The following is a 20645-nucleotide window of genomic DNA, read 5'->3' on the forward strand; positions in this document are numbered from 1 at the left end:
ACCGGGTGGAAGCCTGTGGACGACGGACCGCACCCGGGCGAGCCTGCCGGAATCCGGCACCCCGCGCTAGAGTCCGGGACACAGGAACGTTACTGATCAGTAGAGGGAGCGTGGGTATGCGGCTCGGCATCAATCTCGGTTACTGGGGAGCGGGCATGGACGGCGACAACCTCGCCGTCGCCCAGGAGGCCGACCGGCTCGGCTACGACGTCTGCTGGGCGGCCGAGGCCTACGGTTCCGACGTACCGACGGTGCTGGCCTGGGTCGCGGCACAGACGGAGTCCATCGACGTGGGCTCCGCCATCATGCAGATCCCGGCCCGCCAGCCCGCCATGACGGCCATGACCGCGGCCACCCTCGACTCGCTGTCCGGCGGCCGTTTCCGCCTCGGCCTCGGCGTCTCCGGACCGCAGGTCTCCGAGGGCTGGTACGGCGTCAAGTTCGACAAGCCGCTGGCCCGCACCCGCGAGTACGTCGAGATCGTGCGCAAGGCGATGTCCCGCGAGCGGCTCTCCTACGAGGGCGAGCACTGGACCCTGCCGCTGCCCGACGGCCCCGGCAAGCCCATCAAGCTGACCGTCCACCCGCAGCGCGAGCACATCCCGCTCTACATCGCCGCCATCGGCCCGAAGAACCTCGAGCAGACCGGCGAGATCGCCGACGGCGCCCTGCTGATCTTCCCGTCCGCGGAGCACATCGAGGAGACCGCGGTGAAGCACCTGCGGGCCGGGCGCGAGAAGGCGGGGAAGACCATGGAGGGCTTCGACGTCTGTCCCACCCTGCCGCTGGCCGTCGGCGACGACATCAACGGGCTCGCCGACATGTTCCGCCCGTACACCGCCCTCTACGTCGGCGGCATGGGCAGCCGCAAGCAGAACTTCTACAACCAGCTCGCCCAGCGCATGGGGTACGAGAAGGAAGCGGCCGAGATCCAGGACAAGTACCTCTCCGGGGACAAGGCCGGGGCGGCGGCGGCCGTGCCTCACGAGCTCATCGACCGGACCACGCTGCTCGGCTCGGTGGAGCGCATCGCGGACCGCATGCAGGCCTACGCGGCCGCAGGCGTCACGACGCTGACCCTCGCTCCGGCCGGCTTCACGCTCGACGAGCGGATCGCGGCCCTGCGCGCCGGCACCGACGCCCTGGAGCGCTCCGGCCTCGCCGCGTAACCCGGGCAGCACTACGGCCGTGGTGGGGGCTCGGGGGGCCTCCCCGCCACGGCCGTCGTAGGGAACAACGCGCCGCGCGTCTCCCGGTTACGCTCCGTCCCCCTCCCGGGGCGCCGGAGCAGGTCCGGGCGCCGCGCGGCGCCCGTTCGGACCTGTCCGGGCACCGCTCGTGTTGCCTACCCACGCGTACCGACTTTGACTGTTCCTCTGCGGACACCGGTGCGAAAGGTGGCAGTGATGCTCTCGGCAAAGAGTCTGTTCCAGGAGATCCTCGACGACGACGCGTCGTTCCGGCTGTTCTGCTCGATCGCCGCCGGCGGGGAGTCGCAGGGCGGCTGGGAGAACGGGCGCATCTCCGCCCTCGTCCCCGCCGGACAGCGCGAACTCGCCCCCAAGGTCGCCCGGCACGGTGCCGACGAGGACAAGCACGGCCGTATCTTCAACGCCCTGCTGAAGCAGCGCGGGCTGGAACCCGTCGCGGTGCCCTACGAGACGGACTACACCCTCCTGCTGGAGCGCCAGGGCATCGGCCTCGCCCACGACCGGCTCAGCCGCGAGGAGCCGCTCACCGAGCGGGACATCATCGTCTACCTCGCCCACAGCCGGGTCACGGAACAGCGTGCCTCCGAGCAGATGCGTCTCCTGCTCAAGCACTTCGCCGGCCACCCCACCCTCGGCCGCGCCGTGAAGATGATCTCGCGGGACGAGGACAACCACCTCGCCTACTGCCACGAGGAGCTCCTCCGCTTCGCCCGGGCCGGGCACGGCCGGACGATCCAGTCCGTGCTGCGTGAGTGCGCGCACGCCGAGATCCGGGTGTACCGGGACGTCAGCCTCGCCGTGATGAGCCACATGGGCCGCCTGCTGCGCTGGCCCCGTGCCAAGGCGGCCGTCCTCGCGGCGGGGATCCACGCGATGTACGCCTACGAGCGGCTCGTGGGCTGGCGGCGCATGGTGAGCCTCGAACAGCCCGCACTCCGCGACGCGCTGGGCGGCCAGGCCGTACCCGAGAGCGAGTACGCCTGACACGGGCCGGACGCACCCGGGCCCCGCCCCGCCGCCGGGGCCCGCGCTACAACCAGCCGCGTCGCTTGAACAGGCGGTGCAGGCCGAAGACCGCGAAGGCCATCAGGGCTATCACCGCCGGATAGGTCCACACGTAGTCGAGCTCCGGCATGTGGCGGAAGTTCATGCCGTAGATCCCGGCCACCATGGTCGGGACGGCCGCCATGGCGGCCCATGCCGAGATCTTCCGCATGTCGTCGTTCTGCCGCACGCCCACCTGCGCCAGATGCGCCGACAGGATGTCCGAGAGCAGGCGGTCGAGCCCTTCCGCGTGTTCGACGGCGCGGGTCAGATGGTCGTTCACGTCCCGGAAGAAGGGCTGCGAACCCGCGTCGACGAACGGCACGCCCGCTCCGGCCAGCCGGGCCATGGGGGCGCCGAGCGGATTGGTCGCCCGCCGGAATTCGAGCACCTGCCGCTTGAAGGTGTAGATGGCCGCCGCGGTGTTGGAGGAGTCCCCGGCGCCGGTCGGGGCGAACACCTGGGCCTCCAGCTCCTCCAGGTCGATCTGGAGCTCGGCGGCGACCTCGATGTAGTGGTCCACCACCGCGTCGCTGACCGCGTAGAGCACCGATGTGGGCCCGTGCTTGAGGACCTCGGGCTCGGCCTCCAGCCGTTGGCGTACCGCCGCGAGAGGCGCGCCCTCACCGTGCCGCACCGTCACCACGAACGAGTCACCGATGAACAGCATCAGCTCGCCGGCGCTGACCGTGTCGTTCTCCGGCTCGTAGACCACCGGCTTGATGACCACGAACAGTGAGTCGTCGTAGATCTCGAGCTTGGGCCGCTGATGGGCGCGCAGTGCGTCCTCGACGGCCAGCGGATGCAGTGAGAACTCGCTGGTGACGAGGTCGAACTCCTTCTCCGTGGGTTCGTGCAGCCCGATCCAGAGGAACGCGTCCCCGCTCGCGCGTGCCTCGTCGAGGGCATCGGAGAAGTCGGCGGGACCCTCGGTCCTGCGCCCGTCCCGGTAAATTCCGCAGTCGACGATCACCCCGCGCATTCTTCCCTGCCGCGCGCCTTTCACGCACCTCTACGCTGGCAGGTATGCCCACGCTCATCCTCGTACGTCACGGACGCTCGACCGCCAACACCTCCGGAGTGCTCGCCGGGCGGACCCCCGGCGTCTCCCTCGACGAACGCGGCGCCGGACAGGCCGCCGCGCTGCCCGGACGCTTGGCCGCCCTGGACCTCGTCGCGGCGGTCAGCAGCCCGCTCCAGCGCTGCCGCGAGACCCTCCAGCCGCTGCTCGACGCCCGCCCGGCCCTCCCGCTGCACATCGAGGAGGGGATGAACGAGTGCGACTACGGCGACTGGTCGGGACGCAAACTCGCCGAGCTCTCCGACGAACCGCTGATGACCGTCGTGCAGCAGCACCCCTCCGCCGCCCGGTTCCCCGGCGGGGAGTCGATGCGGGCCATGCAGGAACGGGCCGTCGGGGCCGTGCGGGAGTGGAACGCGCGTATCGGCGCCGAGCACGGCGAGGACGCCACCTACGTGATGTGCTCGCACGGCGACATCATCAAGTCGGTCGTGGCCGACGCGCTCGGCATGCATCTCGACCTCTTCCAGCGCGTCCACGTGGACCCGTGCTCCGTCACCGCGATCCGCTACACGCGGCTGCGCCCCTTCCTGCTCCGGCTGGGCGACACCGGTGACTTCGCCTCCCTGGCGCCCCACGAACGGTCCACCGGGGCCGACGCCGACGGTGACACCGCAACCGATGCGGCCGTCGGGGGCGGCGCTGGGGCACCGTGATCTCTCCGCGCAGTAGGGTGGACGCGCCGTAGAGGCCTCGTGGGAGATCCCGTGGGGCCCGGGGCCGCCCACCCGCCATCACACTCGCAAGGGAGACAGGACGTGTCCCGTCAGGTGTTCCTCTACGACCCGCCGGACCGTTTCGTGGCCGGCACGGTCGGGCTGCCTGGACGCCGTACGTTTTTCCTGCAGGCATCCTCGAGGGGACGGGTCACCAGCGTGGCCCTGGAGAAGACCCAGGTTGCCGCGTTGGCGGAACGGATCGACGAGCTCCTCGACGAGGTCGTCCGGCGGACCGGCGGCAATTCACCGGTGCCCGCCGTGGCCCCCATGGACGTCACCGACACCGCTCCGCTCGACGCGCCCGTCGAGGAGGAGTTCAGGGTCGGCACGATGGCGCTCGCCTGGGACGGCGAGGAGCAGCGCATGATCGTCGAGGCCCAGGCACTCGTCGAGCTGGACGCCGACTCCGAGGACGACCTCGCGGAGGCCGAGGAAAGGCTTCTGCAGGACGAGGAGAACGGCCCGCCGATGCTCCGCGTCCGCCTCAGCGGCGCGCAGGCGCGGGCGTTCGCCAAGCGCGCCCTGGACGTCGTGAACGCGGGCAGGCCGCCCTGCCCGCTGTGCAGCCTGCCCCTGGACCCGGAAGGACACGTATGCCCGCGCCAGAACGGATACCGTCGCGGGGCCTGACGGAGGCCGGGCTGCGCACCCTGCTCGCCGAAGGGGAGCTCACCGTCCTCGGCCAGGTCCGTGGCGCGTCGAACGCGGTGCTGTACTGCACGGTCGCCCACGAGGGCGAGCAGCGCACCTGTGTCTACAAACCCGTGGCGGGCGAGCAGCCGCTGTGGGACTTCCCGGACGGCACCCTCGCCCAGCGAGAGGTCGCGGCGTACGAGATCTCCGAGGCCACCGGATGGGGCCTCGTACCGCCGACCGTGCTGCGCGAGGGCCCCTACGGCGAGGGGATGTGCCAGCTGTGGATCGAGGCGGACGAGAGCGCGAGCGCCGCCGGGGCCGGTGCGGACGAGAGAGCGAACGCCACCGGCGCCGGTGAGGCGCACGGGCTGCCGCCGCTCCTCGCGCTCGTCGAGGGCGAGGAGCCGGGGGACGGCTGGAAAGCGGTGGGTTTCGCCGAAGTGGGGGAGGGGAGGACCGCCCTGCTGGTGCACGCCGACGACCCCCGGCTGCGCAGGCTCGCGGTCCTCGACGCGGTGATCAACAACGGTGACCGCAAGGGCGGGCACCTGCTGCCCGCGCCCGGTGGCCGCCTGTACGGCATCGACCACGGGGTCACCTTCAACGCGGACGACAAGCTGCGGACCCTGCTGTGGGGCTGGGCGGGCGAGCCGCTGACCCCCGAGGCAGCCGAGGTGCTCGACCGCCTGGGGGCGGACCTGGCGCCCGGCACGGCGCTCGCCACCCGGCTGGGGGAACTGATCACGGCGGCGGAACTCGACGCCCTGCGGGCCCGCGTGGAGGACCTGCGCAGGTCCGGCCGTCACCCGCAGCCCAGCGGCGAGTGGCCGGCCATCCCCTGGCCGCCGGTGTGACCCTGCCCGTCGGGCAGCCGGTCGACGGGGGCCCCGGGGCGGCTCACGGGAGGCCATGGGGCACGTGCCCCCGTCGCGCAAGACCGCCTCTTCAGCCACGATCTGCCATCCGGTTCGTATCCGGAAGCATCATCCGGTTACGCTCATGACATGCATGCCTGGCCCGCTTCTGAGGTCCCCGCCCTGCCTGGCAAGGGCCGCGACCTTCGGATCCACGACACCGCGACCGGCGGACGGATCACCCTTGACCCCGGTCCCGTCGCCCGCATCTACGTCTGCGGCATCACGCCGTACGACGCGACCCACATGGGTCATGCGGCGACCTACAACGCGTTCGACCTCGTTCAGCGCGTGTGGCTCGACACCAAGCGGCAGGTTCACTACGTCCAGAACGTGACCGACGTGGACGACCCGCTACTGGAGCGGGCCGTGCGCGACGGCGAGGACTGGACCGAGCTCGCGGAGCGCGAGACGGCCCTCTTCCGGGAGGACATGACCGCGCTGCGCATGCTCCCCCCGAAGCACTACATCGGTGCGGTGGAGGCCATACCCGGCATCGTTCCGCTCGTCGAACGGCTCCGCGACGCCGGCGCCGCCTACGAACTCGAAGGCGATGTGTACTTCTCCGTCGAGTGCGACCCGCACTTCGGCGAGGTCTCGGGTCTCGACGCCGACGCGATGCGTCTGCTCTCCGCCGAGCGCGGCGGTGACCCGGAGCGACCCGGCAAGAAGAACCCGCTCGACCCCATGCTCTGGATGGCGGCCCGTGAGGGCGAGCCGAGCTGGGACGGCGGCAGCCTGGGACGCGGCAGGCCCGGCTGGCACATCGAGTGTGTCGCCATCGCGCTGGACCACCTCGGCATGAGCTTCGACGTGCAGGGCGGCGGCTCCGACCTCGCCTTCCCGCACCACGAGATGGGCGCCTCGCACGCCCAGGCGCTCACCGGCGAGTACCCCTTCGCCCGCGCCTACGTGCACGCGGGCATGGTCGCCCTGGACGGCGAGAAGATGTCCAAGTCCAAGGGCAACCTCGTCTTCGTGTCGGCGCTGCGCAGGGCCGACGTGGACCCCGCGGCGATCAGGCTGGCGCTGCTCGCGCACCACTACCGAGCCGACTGGGAGTGGACCGACCAGGTGCTCGCCGACGCCGTCGAGCGTCTCGCGCGGTGGCGCGCCGCGGTCTCCCGGCCCGACGGAGTCTCCGCGGACGCACTCGTCGAAGAGGTGCGGGAGGCGCTGGCCGACGACCTGGACGCCCCGGCCGCACTGGCCGCGGTGGACCGCTGGGCCGCACGGCAGAGCGCGGACGGCGGGACGGACGAGGGAGCTCCCGGTCTCGTCTCGCGCACGGTCGACGCCCTGCTGGGTGTAGCCCTTTAACCCACGCACACGCACAGGACGGCCCCGGACTTCGCGAGCGATCGCAGCAAGTCCGGGGCCGTCCCTGTGTGGTCCGGCTGTCCGGGGCCGTCCTGTGTTGCTCCGGCGGTCCGGGGCCGTCCCTGTGTGCTCCTGCTGTCCGGGGCCGCCCGGGCCGGTACGGGGCCGGCGCCGGCGAGGACCGGACGGGCGGACCCGGGCGCCGTGACGGGTCAGCCGTCCGAGGGGTCCTCGTCCGGGCCGGTGGCCGGCGGGTCGTCCGGCGCGCCGCCCTCGCCGCCTTCCTTCGGCCGCCCCTTCTCGGGGCGCTGCGGCTTGGGCGGTCTGTTACGTCCGCCGGAGGTGTCCCGCAGATAGGGCACGTCCCCGCTCTCCGTGGCATGACCGCCGGGCGCCTGGCCGGGACCGCCGTCCCTGCGCCGCAGGTACCGCTCGAACTCACGGGCGATGGCCTCGCCGGACGCCTCGGGGAGCTCGGCGGTGTCCCGTGCCTCCTCGAGCGTCTGCACGTACTCCGCGACCTCGCTGTCCTCGGCGGCCAGCTGGTCCACCCCGAGCTGCCAGGCGCGGGCGTCCTCGGGCAGCTCGCCCAGCGGGATCCGCAGTCCGAGCAGGTCCTCGAGGCGGTTGAGGAGAGCCAGCGTGGCCTTCGGGTTCGGCGGCTGCGACACGTAGTGGGGCACGGCGGCCCACAGGCTCACCGCGGGCACGCCCGCGTGCGTGCAGGCCTCCTGGAGGATGCCCACGATGCCGGTCGGGCCCTCGTATCTCGTCTCCTCCAGATCCATGGTCCTGGCCAGATCGGGGTCGGAGGTGACCCCGCTGACCGGTACCGGCCTGGTGTGCGGGGTGTCGCCGAGCAGCGCGCCCAGGATGACGACCATCTCGACGCCCAGTTCATGGGCGAAGCCCAGGATCTCGTTGCAGAACGAACGCCAGCGCATGGAGGGCTCGATGCCCCGGATCAGGACCAGGTCACGGGGTTTCTCGCCGCCGACCCGGACCACGGACAGCCGTGTGGTGGGCCAGGTGATCTTGCGCGTCCCGCCGTCCATCCACACAGTGGGCCGGTTGACCTGGAAGTCGTAGTAGTCCTCGGCGTCGAGCGCCGCGAAGACCTCGCCCTTCCATTCCCGGTCCAGATGCCCGACCGCAGTGGAGGCGGCGTCGCCGGCGTCGTTCCAGCCCTCGAACGCGGCCACCATGACCGGGTCGATCAGCTCGGGTACCCCCTCGAGCTCGATCACCCAGGCCTCCTTCCGAAGTTCCCTTGTGTACAGACCAACCTTACGGCTTCCGCCCTGGTGTGCCGCAGCCCGTTTGCCCCGAGAGCTGAACCGTGCAACCGATGGAATCATCCGAGCTGTGCCGACCCGAAGTGATCAAATTTCGCCCGAACCCTGGACTTCTGCCCCTGCGGGGAGTTATACATCGGATGACCGTAGAGAGATCCGATGTTAATTCTTTGGGGGCACACGCATGAGTCCGACCGTCACGGGCTTCGAGGTCGACGACATCCGGTTTCCCACCTCGGAACAGCTGGACGGCTCGGACGCGATGAACCCCGACCCCGACTACTCCGCCGCCTATGTCGTGCTGCGCACGGACGCCACAGGCGGCCCGGACGGCACAGGCGAGGAAGGACACGGGTTCTGCTTCACCATCGGCCGTGGCAACGATGTCATGGCAGCCGCCGTCGAGACGCTCCGGCACTACGTGGTGGGGCGGCCCGCGCCGCGTACCGCCGCCGATCTCGCCACGCTCCACCGCGCGCTCACGCACGACTCCCAGCTGCGCTGGCTCGGCCCCGAGAAGGGCGTGATGCACATGGCGGCCGGAGCCGTCGTCAACGCGGCCTGGGACCTCGCGGCGAAGCTCGCCGGGAAGCCCGTCTGGCAGTTCCTCGCCGAGATGACGCCCGAGGAGCTCGTCTCCCTCGTCGACTTCCGCTACCTCACGGACGCGCTCACCCCGCAGGAGGCGCTGGCCATCCTCCGCGACGCGGAGCCCGGCAGGGCCGAGCGCTCGGAGCGGTTGCTGGCCGAGGGGTATCCCGCGTACACGACCTCGCCCGGCTGGCTCGGATACGACGACGACAAGCTCGTACGCCTGGCCGAGGAGGCCGTCGCCGACGGTTTCACCCAGATCAAGCTGAAGGTCGGCGCCGATCTCGACGACGACATCCGCCGGCTCTCGCTCGCCCGGAAGGCCGTCGGCCCCGGCATCCGGATCGCCGTCGACGCCAACCAGCGCTGGGACGTGGCCGACGCGGTGTCCTGGATGAACGCGCTCGCCCCGTACGACCCGTACTGGATCGAGGAACCCACGAGCCCCGACGACGTGCTCGGCCACGCCGCCGTGCGCGCCGGGCAGCCGGTCAAGGTCGCCACCGGTGAACACGTCGCCAACCGCGTCGTGTTCAAGCAGCTGCTCCAGGCCGGCGCGGTCGACTTCGTCCAGATCGACGCCGCACGGGTGGCCGGCGTCAACGAGAACCTCGCGGTGCTGCTGCTCGCCGCCAAGTTCGGGGTCCCGGTCTGCCCCCACGCGGGAGGCGTCGGCCTGTGCGAACTGGTCCAGCACCTCTCGATGTTCGACTACGTCGCCGTGTCCGGCAGCCAGGAGGACCGCGTCATCGAGTACGTCGACCACCTCCACGAGCACTTCGCCGACCCGGTCGTCATCGAGGGCGGCCGCTACGTCACCCCGCGCGCACCGGGATTCTCGGCGCGGATGCTCCCCGCGTCGATCGCCGCGCACCGCTACCCGCAGGGCCCCGTCTGGCAGGCCCGGCGCACCCCCGAGGAGAGGGACCGATGACTGGTACACGAGATTTCGACGGACTGTCCGCCCTGGTGACGGGCGGTGCATCGGGTATCGGCGCCGCCGTGGCGACCCTGCTGCTCACCCGCGGAGCGCGCGTCGCCGTACTCGACCGCGATCCGAAGGGCGCGCCGGACGGGACGCTCGCCCTGGAGGCGGACGTCACGGACGACGCGGCCGTACGGGACGCGGTCGACCGGGCCGCCTCGGAACTGGGAGGGCTGCACACCCTGGTCTCCAACGCGGGGATCGGCTCGATCGGCACCGTGGAGGACAACGCCGACGACGAGTGGACCCGTGTCCTGGACATCAACGTGCTCGGCATGGTCCGCGCCGCCCGTCACGCCCTGCCTCATCTCCGCCGGGCCGCCCCCGCGCGGCCGGGGGCGGTGTCGATCACCCAGACCTGCTCGATCGCCGCCACCGCCGGTCTGCCGCAGCGCGCCCTCTACAGCGCGAGCAAGGGAGCCGTCCTCTCCCTGACCCTCGCGATGGCCGCCGACCACGTGCGCGAGGGGATCAGGGTCAACTGCGTGAACCCCGGGACCGCGGACACCCCGTGGATCGGCCGGCTGCTCGGGCAGGCGGACGACCCCGTCGCCGAGCGTGCCGCGCTCGACGCCCGCCAGCCGCTGGGACGTCTCGTGTCCGCCGACGAGGTGGCCGCCGCCGTCGTGTACCTGGCGAGCCCGTCGGCCGCGTCCGTCACCGGCACCGCGCTGGCCGTCGACGGGGGGATGCAGGGTCTGAGACTGCGGCCGGCCGGCCCCTCACAGAGTTGAACGCAGCCACTGCTCCACGCTGGCCACGTGAACCGTCGCCCAGGACCGGGCCGCCTCCGCGTCCCGGTCCCGCAGCGCGGCGACGATCGCCCGGTGCTCGTGCAGGGTGCGGCTGACGGCGTCCTCCTGGGTCAGTCCGCGCCACACCCTGGCCCGGGTGGTCGGGCCGGACAGACCGTCCAGCAGCGAACAGAGCACCGAGTTGCCGGAGGACCGGACGATGCCGCGGTGGAACTCCAGATCACAGGCGACCAGCTCCTCCACCGAGGGGGAGTCGCCCAAGGCGTCCAACTGGGCGCTCAGCGCGTCCAGCTGCGCCTCCTCGATGCGGAGCGCGGCCATCGCCGTCGCCGCGGGCTCCAGGATGCGGCGGACGGCGAGGAACTCCAGCACGGTGTCGTCGCGGTGGAAGTCCACCACGAAGCTGAGGGCCTCCAGGAGGAGTTGCGGGTCGAGGCTGGTGACGTACGTGCCGTCGCCCTGCCGGACGTCCAGGATCCGGATCAGCGACAGGGCGCGCACCGCCTCGCGCAGCGAATTGCGGGACAGGCCCAGCTCGGCCGCGAGCTCGCTCTCCTTGGGAAGCCGGTCCCCGGGGCGCAGAGCGCCCGAGACGATCATTCCCTTGATCTTCTCGATCGCTTCGTCGGTGACGGCCATGGAGGGCCTCCTCGTACACAAGACATCCGATGTATCTGCCTCATTATGCGGCCCATGACCGATGCTGTGCCCACCCCGTCCGTTCAGCGGTGCTCCACGCCTGCCCCGCGGGTCGCGCGAGCGGGAGCGGAGGCCCGGCCGCGCCGGAGCCTCACGGCGGGCGCACTCGACTGCCGGCACCGGACATGGCTAGTCTGACCGGCATGGACGACGGACAGAATCTCACGCAGCGACGTCATGTCGACCTCGCACGTGTGGCCAGTGCGTTCTGTTGTCGCGGAGTCTGAGAAGTCCCTCCTCCGCGCGCCGTCCGGCGGCGCCACGATCCTGACGGATCGGCCCGCGCCGGTGAAGGGCTCTCCGGCCCGGTGACCCGGCCGGTTGGCCTGCGCCCCCGTGCTCCTGGCCTCCGTGCTCCTGGCCTCCGTACCCCGCCGGGGCCCCGCGCCGCTCCACACCCCCGCTCCGCGCCGGTCCACGCCTCCGCTCCGCGCTGCTCGTGCGCTTCATGCGGTGGTGCTCTCCGGCGTACGCGACACCCCGGCGCGGCGCTCCGCGCACCCCGCACGCTTCCCGCCCCCGACGGCGCCCGTCCTGCCACTGCCCGCTGTGACACCCGAGATCGGAGATCACCGGTGACTCTCACCTTCCACTGGTTCCTGCCCACCAACGGCGACAGCCGCCACGTCGTCGGAGGCGGCCACGGTGCCCCCGTCACCGCGACCGGCGGCGACCGCCCGCCCGCTGTCCGCTACCTCGCCCAGATCGCCCGCGCCGCCGAGGACCTCGGCTTCGAAGGGGTCCTGACCCCCACCGGCGCCTGGTGCGAGGACGCCTGGCTGACCACGGCCATGGTCAGCCAGCACACCGAGCGGCTGAAGTTCCTGGTCGCCTTCCGGCCCGGTTTCGTCTCGCCCACGCTCGCCGCACAGATGGCCTCCACCTTCCAGCGCCAGTCCGGGGGGCGCCTGCTGCTCAACGTGGTGACGGGCGGCGAGAGCCAGGAGCAGCGGGCCTACGGGGACTTCCTCGACAAGGAAGCGCGCTACGCCCGTACCGGCGAGTTCCTGGAGATCGTCCGTGACCTGTGGGAGGGCAGGACGGTGAATCTGAAGGGCGAGCACCTCACCGTCGAGGACGCCCGGCTGACCCGCCTCCCCGACCCGGTGCCCCAGGTGTACTTCGGCGGTTCCTCACCCGCCGCCGGGGTGGTCGCGGCGCGGCACGCGGACGTCTACCTCACGTGGGGCGAACCGCCCGCGCAGGTGGCCGGGAAGATCGCCTGGATACGCGGGCTCGCGGAGCGGGAGGGGCGCACCCCGCGCTTCGGCATCCGGCTCCACGTCATCGCCCGGGACACCTCGGAGCTGGCATGGGCGGAGGCCGACCGCCTCCTCGCGGGCTTCGACCCCGCGACCGTGCGTACCGTCCAGGAAGGCCTGGCCCGCAGCGAGTCCGACGGGCAGAAGCGGATGCTCGCCCTGCACGGCGGCGGCCGTGACGGCCTGGAGATCCACCCCAACCTGTGGGCGGGCATCGGGCTGGTCCGCGGCGGCGCGGGCACCGCGCTGGTCGGCAGCCACGAGGAGGTCGCCGACCGCATCGAGGAGTACCACCGCCTCGGTATCGACGAGTTCGTCCTCTCCGGCTACCCCCACCTGGAGGAGGCGTACTGGTTCGGCGAGGGTGTCCTGCCCCGGCTCGCGGCGCGCGGGCTCTGGGCCCACCCGGACTCCCCGGCCGGCGCCGAGCCCGTCCCGGCCCAAGCCACGTCCGGGGCCTGAGGGCCGGACACCTGACCCGTCCGGCACCCGCCTCGGGGACCGGACGGGCCGGGCGCGGAGAGCGGCCCCGCACGGACCGTGCGTCACTCCTGGGGCGGGGCCGGGCGTGGGGCGCGGCCCGCGCGGTCCGTGCGTCACTCCCAGAGCGGGGACGGCACCTCGCGCCGCAGCACCGGGGCGACCTCCTCGGCGAACCGCTGGAGCGTCTCCAGCTGTTCGGGGTGCGACAGCCCGAAGCCGTCCACGGTGACCGACTGCAGGTCGTGCCGGTACACCGCGTGGTAACCGAGGATCTTGTCGATGATCTGCTGAGGTGAGCCGATGAGCTGGGGCCCGTCGGCGATCGCCTCCTCGATCGTGCGGAAGGGGGTGTTGTAGCCCGCCCTGCCCTCCAGATGCGGTCTGAACGACTGGGCGACCTTGGCCTCGTACAGCTCCTTGTAGCGGGTGACGGCCTGTCGCGCGGTGTCCGCGATCAGCAGCCCTCCGGACCCCGCCGCCACCCTCGCCCCGGCCGGATCGTGTCCGTAGGCCTCGAACCGCTCCCGGTAGTACGCGATCAGGCGGGCGTAGGCCCCACGGGGCTGGACCGCGTTGGCCGTGAACAGCGGATCGCCGTGCTTCGCCGCGAGCTCGGGGGAGTTGCGGCTGGTCGCCGAGCCGTGCCAGACGCGTGGCGCACCGGCGTACGGACGCGGCAGGGTCGTCACGCCCTTCAGCGGCGGACGGAACTCACCCTTCCAGTCCACCCCCTCCTCGGTCCACAGCCGCCGCAGCAGCTCGTACTTCTCCTTCTGCAGGTCCCACTGCCGCTCCTCGTCCAGTCCGAACAGGTCGAAGTGGCCCGCCTCCGCGCCCTTGCCCACGACCAGCTCGATCCGGCCCCGGGAGATCTGATCGAGAGTCGCGAAGTCCTCCGCCACCCGCACCGGATCGAGGATCGCCACGACGGTGACGCCCGTCAGCAGCCTGATCCGGGAGGTCCGCGCCGCCAGCGCGCCGAGGACCACGCCGGGGCTCGACGAGAGGAACGGACCGGCGTGCCGCTCACCGACCGCGTAGGCGTCGAAACCGAGGCGCTCCGCCTCCGCACCGGTCTCGATCACCTCGCGGAATCGCTGCGCGGCCGAGGGGAGTTCGCCCGTCAGCGGGTGCGGGGCATGCCCGACGAGGGAGAGCACGGAGAACTTCACGAGGGTTCCTTCCGTAGTCGCGGGTCCGGCGAAGAGGTGTCAGACAGCGGCGAGGCCGAGGTGGCCGCGCAGGGTCCGGGCGGTGTACCCGGTACGGAAGAGCCCGCGGCGTTGCAGCACGGGCACCAGCCCGGCGACGATCGCGTCCAGGTCGTCGGGGAGCACCGCGGGCCGCAGCCGGAAGCCGTCGGCGCCACCGTCGCGGAACCACTCCTCCAGGAGGTCCGCCAGGCCCTCGGGGGTGCCGGTGAACACGGCCGCGTCCGACGTGAAAGGAGTACCGGCGGCCTCGTCCAGTTCGGCCAGGCGCGCCTCGGCCGCCGTCGGGGTCTCGCCCAGTACGACGTTCACGTCGGCGAAGACACGCAGCGCTCCGGCGGGACGCCCCTCCTCCTCACGCAGCGCCTCCACCTCCGCGCGTATGGAGACCAGATGGGAGGTGTCCGCCGGGGTCACCAGGACGACGTCGCCGTGCGAGGCCGCCAGACGGTACGGAACGGTGGCGTGCGCGAGCAGCGTCACCGGCGGTCTGCCCTGCGGGGCCGGCACGTCCTTCTCCCAGGCGGCCGTCGCCTGCGTGAGGAACTCGGCCGCCCGTGCGAAGAGTTCGGCCACCCGGGCGTCCCCCTCGGGGGTCCCGAGCAGCGCCAGCAGCCGTGCGTGGTCCGGGCCGCTCGTCGTCGCCCTCGGCCGCACCCCCGCCCGTCCCTCGCTCAGCCGGTCGAGTGTCGCGACCCGCGTCGCCCAGGCCACGGGATCACCCGTCGTCGGCCCCAGCGGGACGAGCCCGATACGGTCGGTGACCTGCGCCGCCAGGGCGAGCAGCAGCCCGGAGTCGAGCCGCCCGGGGCCGTCCTCCACCGTGATGAAGTCCAGCAGCCCGGCCTCGGCCCCGCGCACCAGGGACGCGTACGCCCCGGGCGTGAACGGCCGCGCGGGAGCGGCGGGATGGGACCCGGCACCGTCGAGCGCCACCGACAGATGAATGTTCTCGTGTGCGGTCATCCTTCCACTGTCCCCGCGTCGTATTGCGCCCGTGTGGCCGCGGTGTGGCACAGCCCCGGGGCACGGCTGAGGGGCGGCTCCCCTCCGTGGAGCCGCCCCTCTTCCCGCTGCGGACCGTCAGCGCCTGTCGGCGAGCATGTCCTCGACGCCGGCCCGGATCTCGTCCGTCGCCAGGCCGCGGATCGTCAGTGTCGTGCGCCGGCGCAGGACGTCGTCGGCGGTCTCGGCCCACTCCCGGTCGCGTGCGTACGCCACCTGCGCCCAGATCTCGGGGGCGTCCGGGTGGACGCGCTCGGCCAGGGCCGGGTTCTCCTCCGCCATCCGCGCGATGTCGAAGGAGAGCGAACCGTAGTGCGTGGCGAGGTGCCGGGCCGTGTCCGCTTCCATCCGCGGGCCCGGAGTGCCGCCGCCGGCCAGCAGCCGGTGCGCGACCGCGTTCGGGCTGGCGATGCCGGGAAGGGGCATCTTCCTCGGCAGCCGGGCCATGGGCTCCATGTCCTCGGAGAGGGGGTGCCCGGGCAGTTCGGCCAGCTTGTTCATCACCGTGCGCCCGATGTGACGGAACGTCGTCCACTTGCCGCCCGCGACCGACAGCATCCCACCCCGGCCCTCGGTCACGACCGTCTCCCGCTTGGCCTTGGACGTGTCGCCCGGGCCGCCCGGCAGCACCCGCAGTCCTGCGAAGGAGTACGTGATCAGGTCACGGGACAGCTGCTGGTCGCGTACGGAGAACGCGGCCTCGTCCAGGATCTGCGCCGTGTCCTTCTCGGTGACCGCGACATCGGCCGGATCGCCCTCGTACTCCTCGTCCGTCGTGCCGAGCAGCAGCATGTCCTCCCACGGCAGGGCGAAGGTGATGCGGTACTTGTCGATCGGCGTCGCCAGCGCGGCCTTCCACGGGCGGGTGCGCTTGAGGACGAGGTGCGCCCCCTTGGAAAGGCGTATGGAGGGCGCCGCGTTCGGGTCCTCCAGCTTGCGCAGGTGGTCGACCCACGGGCCGGTCGCGTTGAGCACGAGCCGGGCGTTCACGCCGAACTCCGTGCCGTCCTGACGGTCCTCCAGCTCGGCCCCCGTGACCCGGCCCCTGGTGAACCGCAGTCCGGTGACCGCGGCGTGGTTGAGGACCACGGCGCCCGCGTCCACGGCCGCGCGGACCGTCATCAGCGCCATCCGGGCGTCGTTCATCTGGTCGTCGCCGTAGACCGCGACGGCCTTGAGGTTGTCCGTGCGCAGCTCCGGCACGTCTCGCCGGGCCCTGGCAGGGCTGATCACATGGCCGACGCCGTCACCGAACGCGGACAGCGCGGAGTAGGCGAAGACGCCCGCGCCGAGCTTGGCCGCGCCGTGCGGCCCGCCCTTGTAGACGGGCAGGTAGAAGGTGAGCGGGTTGGCCAGGTGCGGGGCGACCTGGCGGGAGACCGCGCGCCGCTCGAAGTGGTTCTCCGCGACCAGCTTCACCGCGCCGGTCTGGAGGTAGCGCAGGCCGCCGTGGAGCAGCTTGGAGGAGGCGGAGGAGGTGGCGCCGGCGAAGTCGCCGGCGTCCACCAGGGCCACCCGCAGTCCGGACTGCGCCGCATGCCAGGCGGTGGAGATGCCCAGGATGCCGCCGCCGATCACCAGGAGGTCGTACGTCGCCTCGGAAAGCCGCTCCCGGGTCTCGGCGCGGCTCGGGAGGGAGCCGGAGGCCGGATGCGTCCCGAGGGCGGGGACGCTCTGCAGGGTGGTCATGTCGATTGCTCCTCAGCTCTCTTCGTCCTCGATCCAGCCCATGGTCCGTTCGACGGCCTTGAGCCAGCTCTTGTACTCGCGGTCACGGGTGGCCGCGTCCATACGGGGGGTCCACTCGGCGGCCCGGCGCCAGTTGGCGCGCAGCGCGTCGGTGTCCGGCCAGAAGCCGACGGCGAGACCGGCGGCGTAGGCGGCGCCGAGGCAGGTGGTCTCGGCGACCATCGGGCGCACCACCGGTGCGTCCAGGAAGTCGGAGAGGGTCTGCATCAGCAGGTTGTTGGAGGTCATGCCGCCGTCGACCTTCAGCGCGGTCACCTCGACGCCGGAGTCCTTGGTCATGGCGTCGCTGATCTCGCGCGTCTGCCAGGCGGTGGCCTCGAGCACGGCACGGGCGATGTGCGCCTTGGTGACGTACCGGGTGAGGCCGGCGATGACACCGCGGGCGTCCGGCCGCCAGTAGGGGGCGAACAGACCCGAGAACGCGGGTACGAAGTAGGCGCCGCCGTTGTCCTCGACCGAGGACGCGAGCGTCTCGATCTCGGCCGCCGACTTGATCAGGCCCATCTGGTCGCGCATCCACTGGACCAGCGACCCGGTGACGGCGATGGACCCCTCGAGGGCGTACACCGCCTTCTGGTCGCCGATGCGGTACCCGACGGTCGTCAGCAGCCCGTTGTACGAGTTCACGGGGGTGTGGCCGGTGTTGATCAGCATGAAGGTGCCGGTGCCGTACGTGGACTTGGCCTCGCCCTGGGCGAAACACGTCTGGCCGAAGAGCGCGGCCTGCTGGTCGCCGAGCGCCGAGGCGACCGGCACACCGTCCAGCACCCCGCCCTTGGCGTTGCCGTAGACCTCGGCGGAGGACCGGATCTCCGGCAGCACGGCGGACGGGATGCCGATGGAGCTGAGGATCTTGTCGTCCCACTGCATCGTGTGCAGGTTCATCAGCAGGGTGCGCGAGGCGTTGGTGACGTCGGTGACGTGGACCCCGCCGTCGGTCCCACCGGTCAGGTTCCAGATGACCCAGGAGTCCATGGTGCCGAAGAGGATCTCGCCCCGCTCGGCGCGCTCCCGCAGCCCTTCGACGTTGTCGAGCAGCCAGCGGACCTTGGGACCCGCGAAGTACGAGGCGAGCGGCAGCCCGGTCTCGCGGCGGAAGCGGTCCTGGCCGACGTTGCGGCCGAGCTCCTTGCAGAGCGCGTCCGTGCGGGTGTCCTGCCAGACCAGCGCGTTGTGGACCGGCTCGCCGGTGTTCTTGTCCCAGAGCAGGGTGGTCTCGCGCTGGTTGGTGATGCCGATGGCCTTGACGTCGGCGGCGGTGATGCCCGCCTTGACGATGGCTCCGGCGACGACCTCCTGGACGTTCTCCCAGATCTCCTTGGCGTCGTGTTCGACCCAGCCCGGCTTCGGGAAGATCTGCTCGTGCTCCTTCTGGTCGACGGAGACGATCCGGCCGTCCTTGTCGAAGACGATGCAACGGCTGGACGTGGTGCCCTGGTCGATGGCCGCGATGAACGGGCCGGTGGTGTGTGCGTCGGTCACGGTGTGCTCCCGGAAGTCTGTGTGTGGTGCGGGCTGTGGCTCAGGCGAAGGCGAGGTTGTAGAGACCGCCCGCGAGCGCGGCCCCGATGAGCGGTCCTACCACCGGTACCCAGACGTAGCCCCAGTCCGAACCGCCCTTGTTCGGAAGCGGCAGCAACGCGTGCACGATCCGCGGGCCGAGGTCGCGCACCGGGTTGATGGCGTAACCGGTCGGGCCGCCGAGCGACAGGCCGATGCCGACGACCACCAGCGAGGTGATCAGGGCGCCCAGCGTGCCGAGGCCGTTGCCCTCGTTGTTGAGGCCCTGCGTGAGGATCGCCAGGATCAGCACGGCGGTGGCGATGATCTCCGTGACCATGTTCTGCACGGCGTTGCGGATCTCCGGGCCCGTGCTGAAGACGCCGAGCACGGGGCCGGCCTTCGGCGCCGAAGTCTGGTCGACCATGCCCTCCTCGCCCGGCTGGTCCCGGATGATCTCCGGATCCGTGAGGTGCGCGTGGAACTGGCCGTAGTACACGGCCCAGACCAGTACGGCACCGATCATCGCGCCGAGCAGCTGGGAGGCGAAGTACAGGGGCACGTCACCCCACGGGGTGCCGCCCTGGATCGCCAGGCCGAGCGTGACCGCCGGGTTGAGGTGGGCGCCGGAGACTCCGGAGGCGATGTAGGCGCCGGTCAGCACGGCGAAGCCCCACCCGAAGGTGATGGCCAGCCAGCCGGCGTTCTGCGCCTTGGAGCGCTTGAGCGTGACGGCGGCACAGACACCGCCGCCGAGCAGGATGAGTATGGCGGTACCGATGGTCTCGCCGATGAAGATGTCGGAGCTGGACACCCGCGACTCCTTTGTCCTTCGTCCAGGGGAAGGCGAAACACCGGGTCCCTCCGGTGGATCGCGCCCACGATGGGTACCCCTCCGGAGAGGGGGACACCGCCTGTAGGGCTTGACCGGCCCTCGGCACTGTCACACCCTAACGCGTATTGCCGTTAGGTGTTCGGCAATGCCGACCGGTGAGCGGCAATGTTTCTCCCCGACGAGGGGTGCGTCAAGAGGTGTGTGACGTGCGACTCGATCGTTACGAGGCCGGGAGCGCCCACGAGCGCGTTCCGCCGGTGCGCCGCAGCGCGCCGCAGCGGCACGTGTGCGGGCGTGGCCGGGGTGCGCCTCGGGGCCGTCGCAGGGCGCGTGCCGGCTGTCGCGGGGCGCTTACCGGGGAGCTCCAGGGTGGGTCAGGGGGCGGCGCGGGACGCTTCCCGGGGGAGCCCCGGGCGGGTCCGGCGGGCGGCACCGTGCGCCTCCCGCGAGCGTCGTGCGGGGGCTGTGCGGGGAAGTCCGCAGTACGTGGTGCCCGAACAGGGGGAGGCGCTCAGAAGCGTCCGGCGCCCAGGTCCCGGGAGACGGCGCGCGCGCAGTCCCGGACGGCCGCGACCAGTTCGGGGCGCAGCTCGCCCCCCGCGCAGACACGCTCCACCGCACCCGTCACCGCCACGGCGCCGACGGGCATCCTGCGCCGGTCGTGGACCGGGGCCGCCACCGCCGCCACGCCCTCCCAGGTCTCCTCCACGTCGGAGGCCCAGCCCTGTGCCCTGATCAGGTCGAGCAGGGACTCGAACTCCGTCTCGTCCGTGACGGTGCGCGGCGTGAAGGACCGCCGTTCCACCTCGGTGACCTCGCTGTGGGCGACCGGATCGTACGCGGAGAGGACCTTGCCCAGGGCGGTGGAGTGCAACGGCTGCATGGCTCCGACCTCGAGGACCTGGCGACTGTCGTCCGGCCGGAAGACGTGGTGGACGATCAGGACGCCGTGCTGGTGCAGCACGCCCAGGTGCACGCTCTCGCCGCTGGACCGGGCCAGGTCGTCGGTCCACACCAGCGCCCGTGCCCGCAGCTCGTGCACGTCCAGGTAGCTGTTCCCCAGCCGCAGCAGTTCGGCCCCCAGCTGGTAGCGGCCGGACGCCGCGTCCTGCTCCACGAAGCCCTCGTGCTGGAGCGTGCGCAGGATGCCGTGCGCGGTGCCCTTGGCCAGGCCGAGCGAGGACGCGATGTCGGACAGGCCGAGCCGACGCTCGCCGCCTGCCAGCAGACGCAGCATGGCCGCTGCCCGCTCGAGCGACTGGATGTTCTTCGCCATCGCGCCGTACTCCTCCACCTCGGTTCGACAATGCTGAACACTATCGGTCGATGCCGACCTCTGTCCGGTGGCGC

The 20645-nt window shown here is 71.8% G+C and carries 19 protein-coding genes; 10 read left to right on the plus strand and 9 right to left on the minus strand.

Going from position 1 to position 20645, the window contains the following annotated elements:
* The first annotated feature begins 116 nt into the window (after positions 1-116).
* Together ACFYQ6_RS24950 and ACFYQ6_RS24955 are read left to right on the plus strand one after the other, a co-directional pair.
* Positions 117-1169: an LLM class F420-dependent oxidoreductase gene (locus ACFYQ6_RS24950; RefSeq protein ID WP_356740154.1), complete on the plus strand. Its 1053-nt coding sequence runs from the start codon at positions 117-119 to the stop codon at positions 1167-1169.
* A gap of 237 nt (positions 1170-1406) precedes the next feature.
* Positions 1407-2195: a ferritin-like domain-containing protein gene (locus ACFYQ6_RS24955; RefSeq protein WP_388765001.1), complete on the plus strand. Its 789-nt coding sequence runs from the start codon at positions 1407-1409 to the stop codon at positions 2193-2195.
* Positions 2196-2241: 46 nt separating this feature from the next.
* Here the strand turns inward: ACFYQ6_RS24955 and ACFYQ6_RS24960 are convergent, their stop codons facing one another.
* Positions 2242-3237, minus strand: coding sequence for a magnesium and cobalt transport protein CorA (locus ACFYQ6_RS24960; protein WP_361574674.1), 996 nt, complete (start codon positions 3235-3237; stop codon positions 2242-2244).
* Between the two features lie 44 nt (positions 3238-3281).
* Between ACFYQ6_RS24960 and ACFYQ6_RS24965 the strand changes: the two genes are divergently transcribed.
* From ACFYQ6_RS24965 to mshC, 4 genes are all read left to right on the plus strand, one after another.
* The gene (locus ACFYQ6_RS24965; protein ID WP_361574671.1) at positions 3282-3992 is read left to right on the plus strand and encodes a histidine phosphatase family protein; all 711 of its coding nucleotides are present in this window, start codon (positions 3282-3284) and stop codon (positions 3990-3992) included.
* A 102-nt stretch (positions 3993-4094) separates the two neighbouring features.
* Positions 4095-4685 (plus strand): DUF3090 domain-containing protein, encoded by a 591-nt coding sequence (locus ACFYQ6_RS24970; RefSeq protein WP_033304581.1) that lies wholly within the window; start codon positions 4095-4097, stop codon positions 4683-4685.
* Positions 4649-5545, plus strand: coding sequence for an SCO1664 family protein (locus ACFYQ6_RS24975; protein ID WP_388765005.1), 897 nt, complete (start codon positions 4649-4651; stop codon positions 5543-5545). Before ACFYQ6_RS24970 ends, ACFYQ6_RS24975 begins: the two co-directional genes overlap by 37 nt.
* A gap of 150 nt (positions 5546-5695) precedes the next feature.
* Entirely contained in the window at positions 5696-6925 is a 1230-nt protein-coding gene (gene mshC / locus ACFYQ6_RS24980) for a cysteine--1-D-myo-inosityl 2-amino-2-deoxy-alpha-D-glucopyranoside ligase (protein ID WP_361574664.1), read from the plus strand.
* Positions 6926-7137: 212 nt separating this feature from the next.
* On the opposite strand, the gene ACFYQ6_RS24985 is transcribed toward mshC, so the two are convergent.
* Entirely contained in the window at positions 7138-8172 is a 1035-nt protein-coding gene (locus ACFYQ6_RS24985; RefSeq protein ID WP_361574661.1) for a PAC2 family protein, read from the minus strand.
* Between the two features lie 232 nt (positions 8173-8404).
* Between ACFYQ6_RS24985 and ACFYQ6_RS24990 the strand changes: the two genes are divergently transcribed.
* Together ACFYQ6_RS24990 and ACFYQ6_RS24995 are read left to right on the plus strand one after the other, a co-directional pair.
* Entirely contained in the window at positions 8405-9745 is a 1341-nt protein-coding gene (locus ACFYQ6_RS24990) for an L-fuconate dehydratase (RefSeq protein WP_361574658.1), read from the plus strand.
* On the plus strand, positions 9742-10530 hold the full coding sequence (locus ACFYQ6_RS24995) for an SDR family NAD(P)-dependent oxidoreductase (protein ID WP_388765008.1): 789 nt from the start codon (positions 9742-9744) through the stop codon (positions 10528-10530). The genes ACFYQ6_RS24990 and ACFYQ6_RS24995 overlap by 4 nt, the downstream gene beginning before the upstream one ends.
* Here the strand turns inward: ACFYQ6_RS24995 and ACFYQ6_RS25000 are convergent.
* A complete protein-coding gene (locus ACFYQ6_RS25000; RefSeq protein WP_361574652.1) occupies positions 10519-11190 on the minus strand; it encodes a FadR/GntR family transcriptional regulator in 672 nt (223 codons plus the stop codon). The two genes, ACFYQ6_RS24995 and ACFYQ6_RS25000, sit on opposite strands and share 12 nt — an antisense overlap.
* 203 nt (positions 11191-11393) lie before the next feature.
* Between ACFYQ6_RS25000 and ACFYQ6_RS25005 the strand changes: the two genes are divergently transcribed.
* Both ACFYQ6_RS25005 and ACFYQ6_RS25010 read left to right on the plus strand, forming a co-directional pair.
* On the plus strand, positions 11394-11477 hold the full coding sequence (locus ACFYQ6_RS25005) for a putative leader peptide (protein ID WP_388765198.1): 84 nt from the start codon (positions 11394-11396) through the stop codon (positions 11475-11477).
* 348 nt (positions 11478-11825) lie between these two features.
* Positions 11826-12974 carry an LLM class flavin-dependent oxidoreductase gene (locus tag ACFYQ6_RS25010; RefSeq protein WP_388765010.1) on the plus strand — a complete coding sequence of 383 codons (1149 nt, stop codon included), beginning with the start codon at positions 11826-11828 and terminating at the stop codon, positions 12972-12974.
* A 134-nt stretch (positions 12975-13108) separates the two neighbouring features.
* Here the strand turns inward: ACFYQ6_RS25010 and ACFYQ6_RS25015 are convergent, their stop codons facing one another.
* The 6 genes from ACFYQ6_RS25015 to ACFYQ6_RS25040 all read right to left on the minus strand — a co-directional run bounded on the left by ACFYQ6_RS25015 (position 13109) and on the right by ACFYQ6_RS25040 (position 20571).
* Positions 13109-14167 carry an LLM class flavin-dependent oxidoreductase gene (locus tag ACFYQ6_RS25015; protein ID WP_388765012.1) on the minus strand — a complete coding sequence of 353 codons (1059 nt, stop codon included), beginning with the start codon at positions 14165-14167 and terminating at the stop codon, positions 13109-13111.
* Positions 14168-14206: 39 nt separating this feature from the next.
* Positions 14207-15172, minus strand: a complete 966-nt coding sequence (locus ACFYQ6_RS25020) for an LLM class flavin-dependent oxidoreductase (RefSeq protein WP_361574640.1) — start codon at positions 15170-15172, stop codon at positions 14207-14209.
* A 117-nt stretch (positions 15173-15289) separates the two neighbouring features.
* On the minus strand, positions 15290-16900 hold the full coding sequence (locus tag ACFYQ6_RS25025; RefSeq protein ID WP_361574637.1) for a glycerol-3-phosphate dehydrogenase/oxidase: 1611 nt from the start codon (positions 16898-16900) through the stop codon (positions 15290-15292).
* Between the two features lie 12 nt (positions 16901-16912).
* Entirely contained in the window at positions 16913-18442 is a 1530-nt protein-coding gene (gene glpK, locus ACFYQ6_RS25030) for a glycerol kinase GlpK (protein WP_361574634.1), read from the minus strand.
* Between the two features lie 40 nt (positions 18443-18482).
* The gene (locus tag ACFYQ6_RS25035; RefSeq protein ID WP_361574631.1) at positions 18483-19274 is read right to left on the minus strand and encodes an MIP/aquaporin family protein; all 792 of its coding nucleotides are present in this window, start codon (positions 19272-19274) and stop codon (positions 18483-18485) included.
* A gap of 532 nt (positions 19275-19806) precedes the next feature.
* Entirely contained in the window at positions 19807-20571 is a 765-nt protein-coding gene (locus ACFYQ6_RS25040; protein WP_361574628.1) for an IclR family transcriptional regulator, read from the minus strand.
* Between the last annotated feature and the right edge of the window lie 74 nt (positions 20572-20645).

Origin of the sequence: Streptomyces sp. NPDC005494 (assembly GCF_042872025.1) — a bacterium.
Lineage (GTDB): Bacteria > Actinomycetota > Actinomycetes > Streptomycetales > Streptomycetaceae > Streptomyces.

Bases quoted from the DNA above. Each gene is read 5' to 3' on its own strand.
- ACFYQ6_RS24950 (WP_356740154.1), top strand. From the start codon at position 117: ATGCGGCTCGGCATCAATCTCGGTTACTGGGGAGCGGGCATGGACGGC.
- ACFYQ6_RS24955 (WP_388765001.1), top strand. From the start codon at position 1,407: ATGCTCTCGGCAAAGAGTCTGTTCCAGGAGATCCTCGACGACGACGCG.
- ACFYQ6_RS24960 (WP_361574674.1), bottom strand. From the start codon at position 3,237: ATGCGCGGGGTGATCGTCGACTGCGGAATTTACCGGGACGGGCGCAGG.
- ACFYQ6_RS24965 (WP_361574671.1), top strand. From the start codon at position 3,282: ATGCCCACGCTCATCCTCGTACGTCACGGACGCTCGACCGCCAACACC.
- ACFYQ6_RS24975 (WP_388765005.1), top strand. From the start codon at position 4,649: ATGCCCGCGCCAGAACGGATACCGTCGCGGGGCCTGACGGAGGCCGGG.
- mshC (WP_361574664.1), top strand. From the start codon at position 5,696: ATGCATGCCTGGCCCGCTTCTGAGGTCCCCGCCCTGCCTGGCAAGGGC.
- ACFYQ6_RS24990 (WP_361574658.1), top strand. From the start codon at position 8,405: ATGAGTCCGACCGTCACGGGCTTCGAGGTCGACGACATCCGGTTTCCC.
- ACFYQ6_RS24995 (WP_388765008.1), top strand. From the start codon at position 9,742: ATGACTGGTACACGAGATTTCGACGGACTGTCCGCCCTGGTGACGGGC.
- ACFYQ6_RS25000 (WP_361574652.1), bottom strand. From the start codon at position 11,190: ATGGCCGTCACCGACGAAGCGATCGAGAAGATCAAGGGAATGATCGTC.
- ACFYQ6_RS25005 (WP_388765198.1), top strand. From the start codon at position 11,394: ATGGACGACGGACAGAATCTCACGCAGCGACGTCATGTCGACCTCGCA.
- ACFYQ6_RS25020 (WP_361574640.1), bottom strand. From the start codon at position 15,172: ATGACCGCACACGAGAACATTCATCTGTCGGTGGCGCTCGACGGTGCC.
- ACFYQ6_RS25025 (WP_361574637.1), bottom strand. From the start codon at position 16,900: ATGACCACCCTGCAGAGCGTCCCCGCCCTCGGGACGCATCCGGCCTCC.
- ACFYQ6_RS25040 (WP_361574628.1), bottom strand. From the start codon at position 20,571: ATGGCGAAGAACATCCAGTCGCTCGAGCGGGCAGCGGCCATGCTGCGT.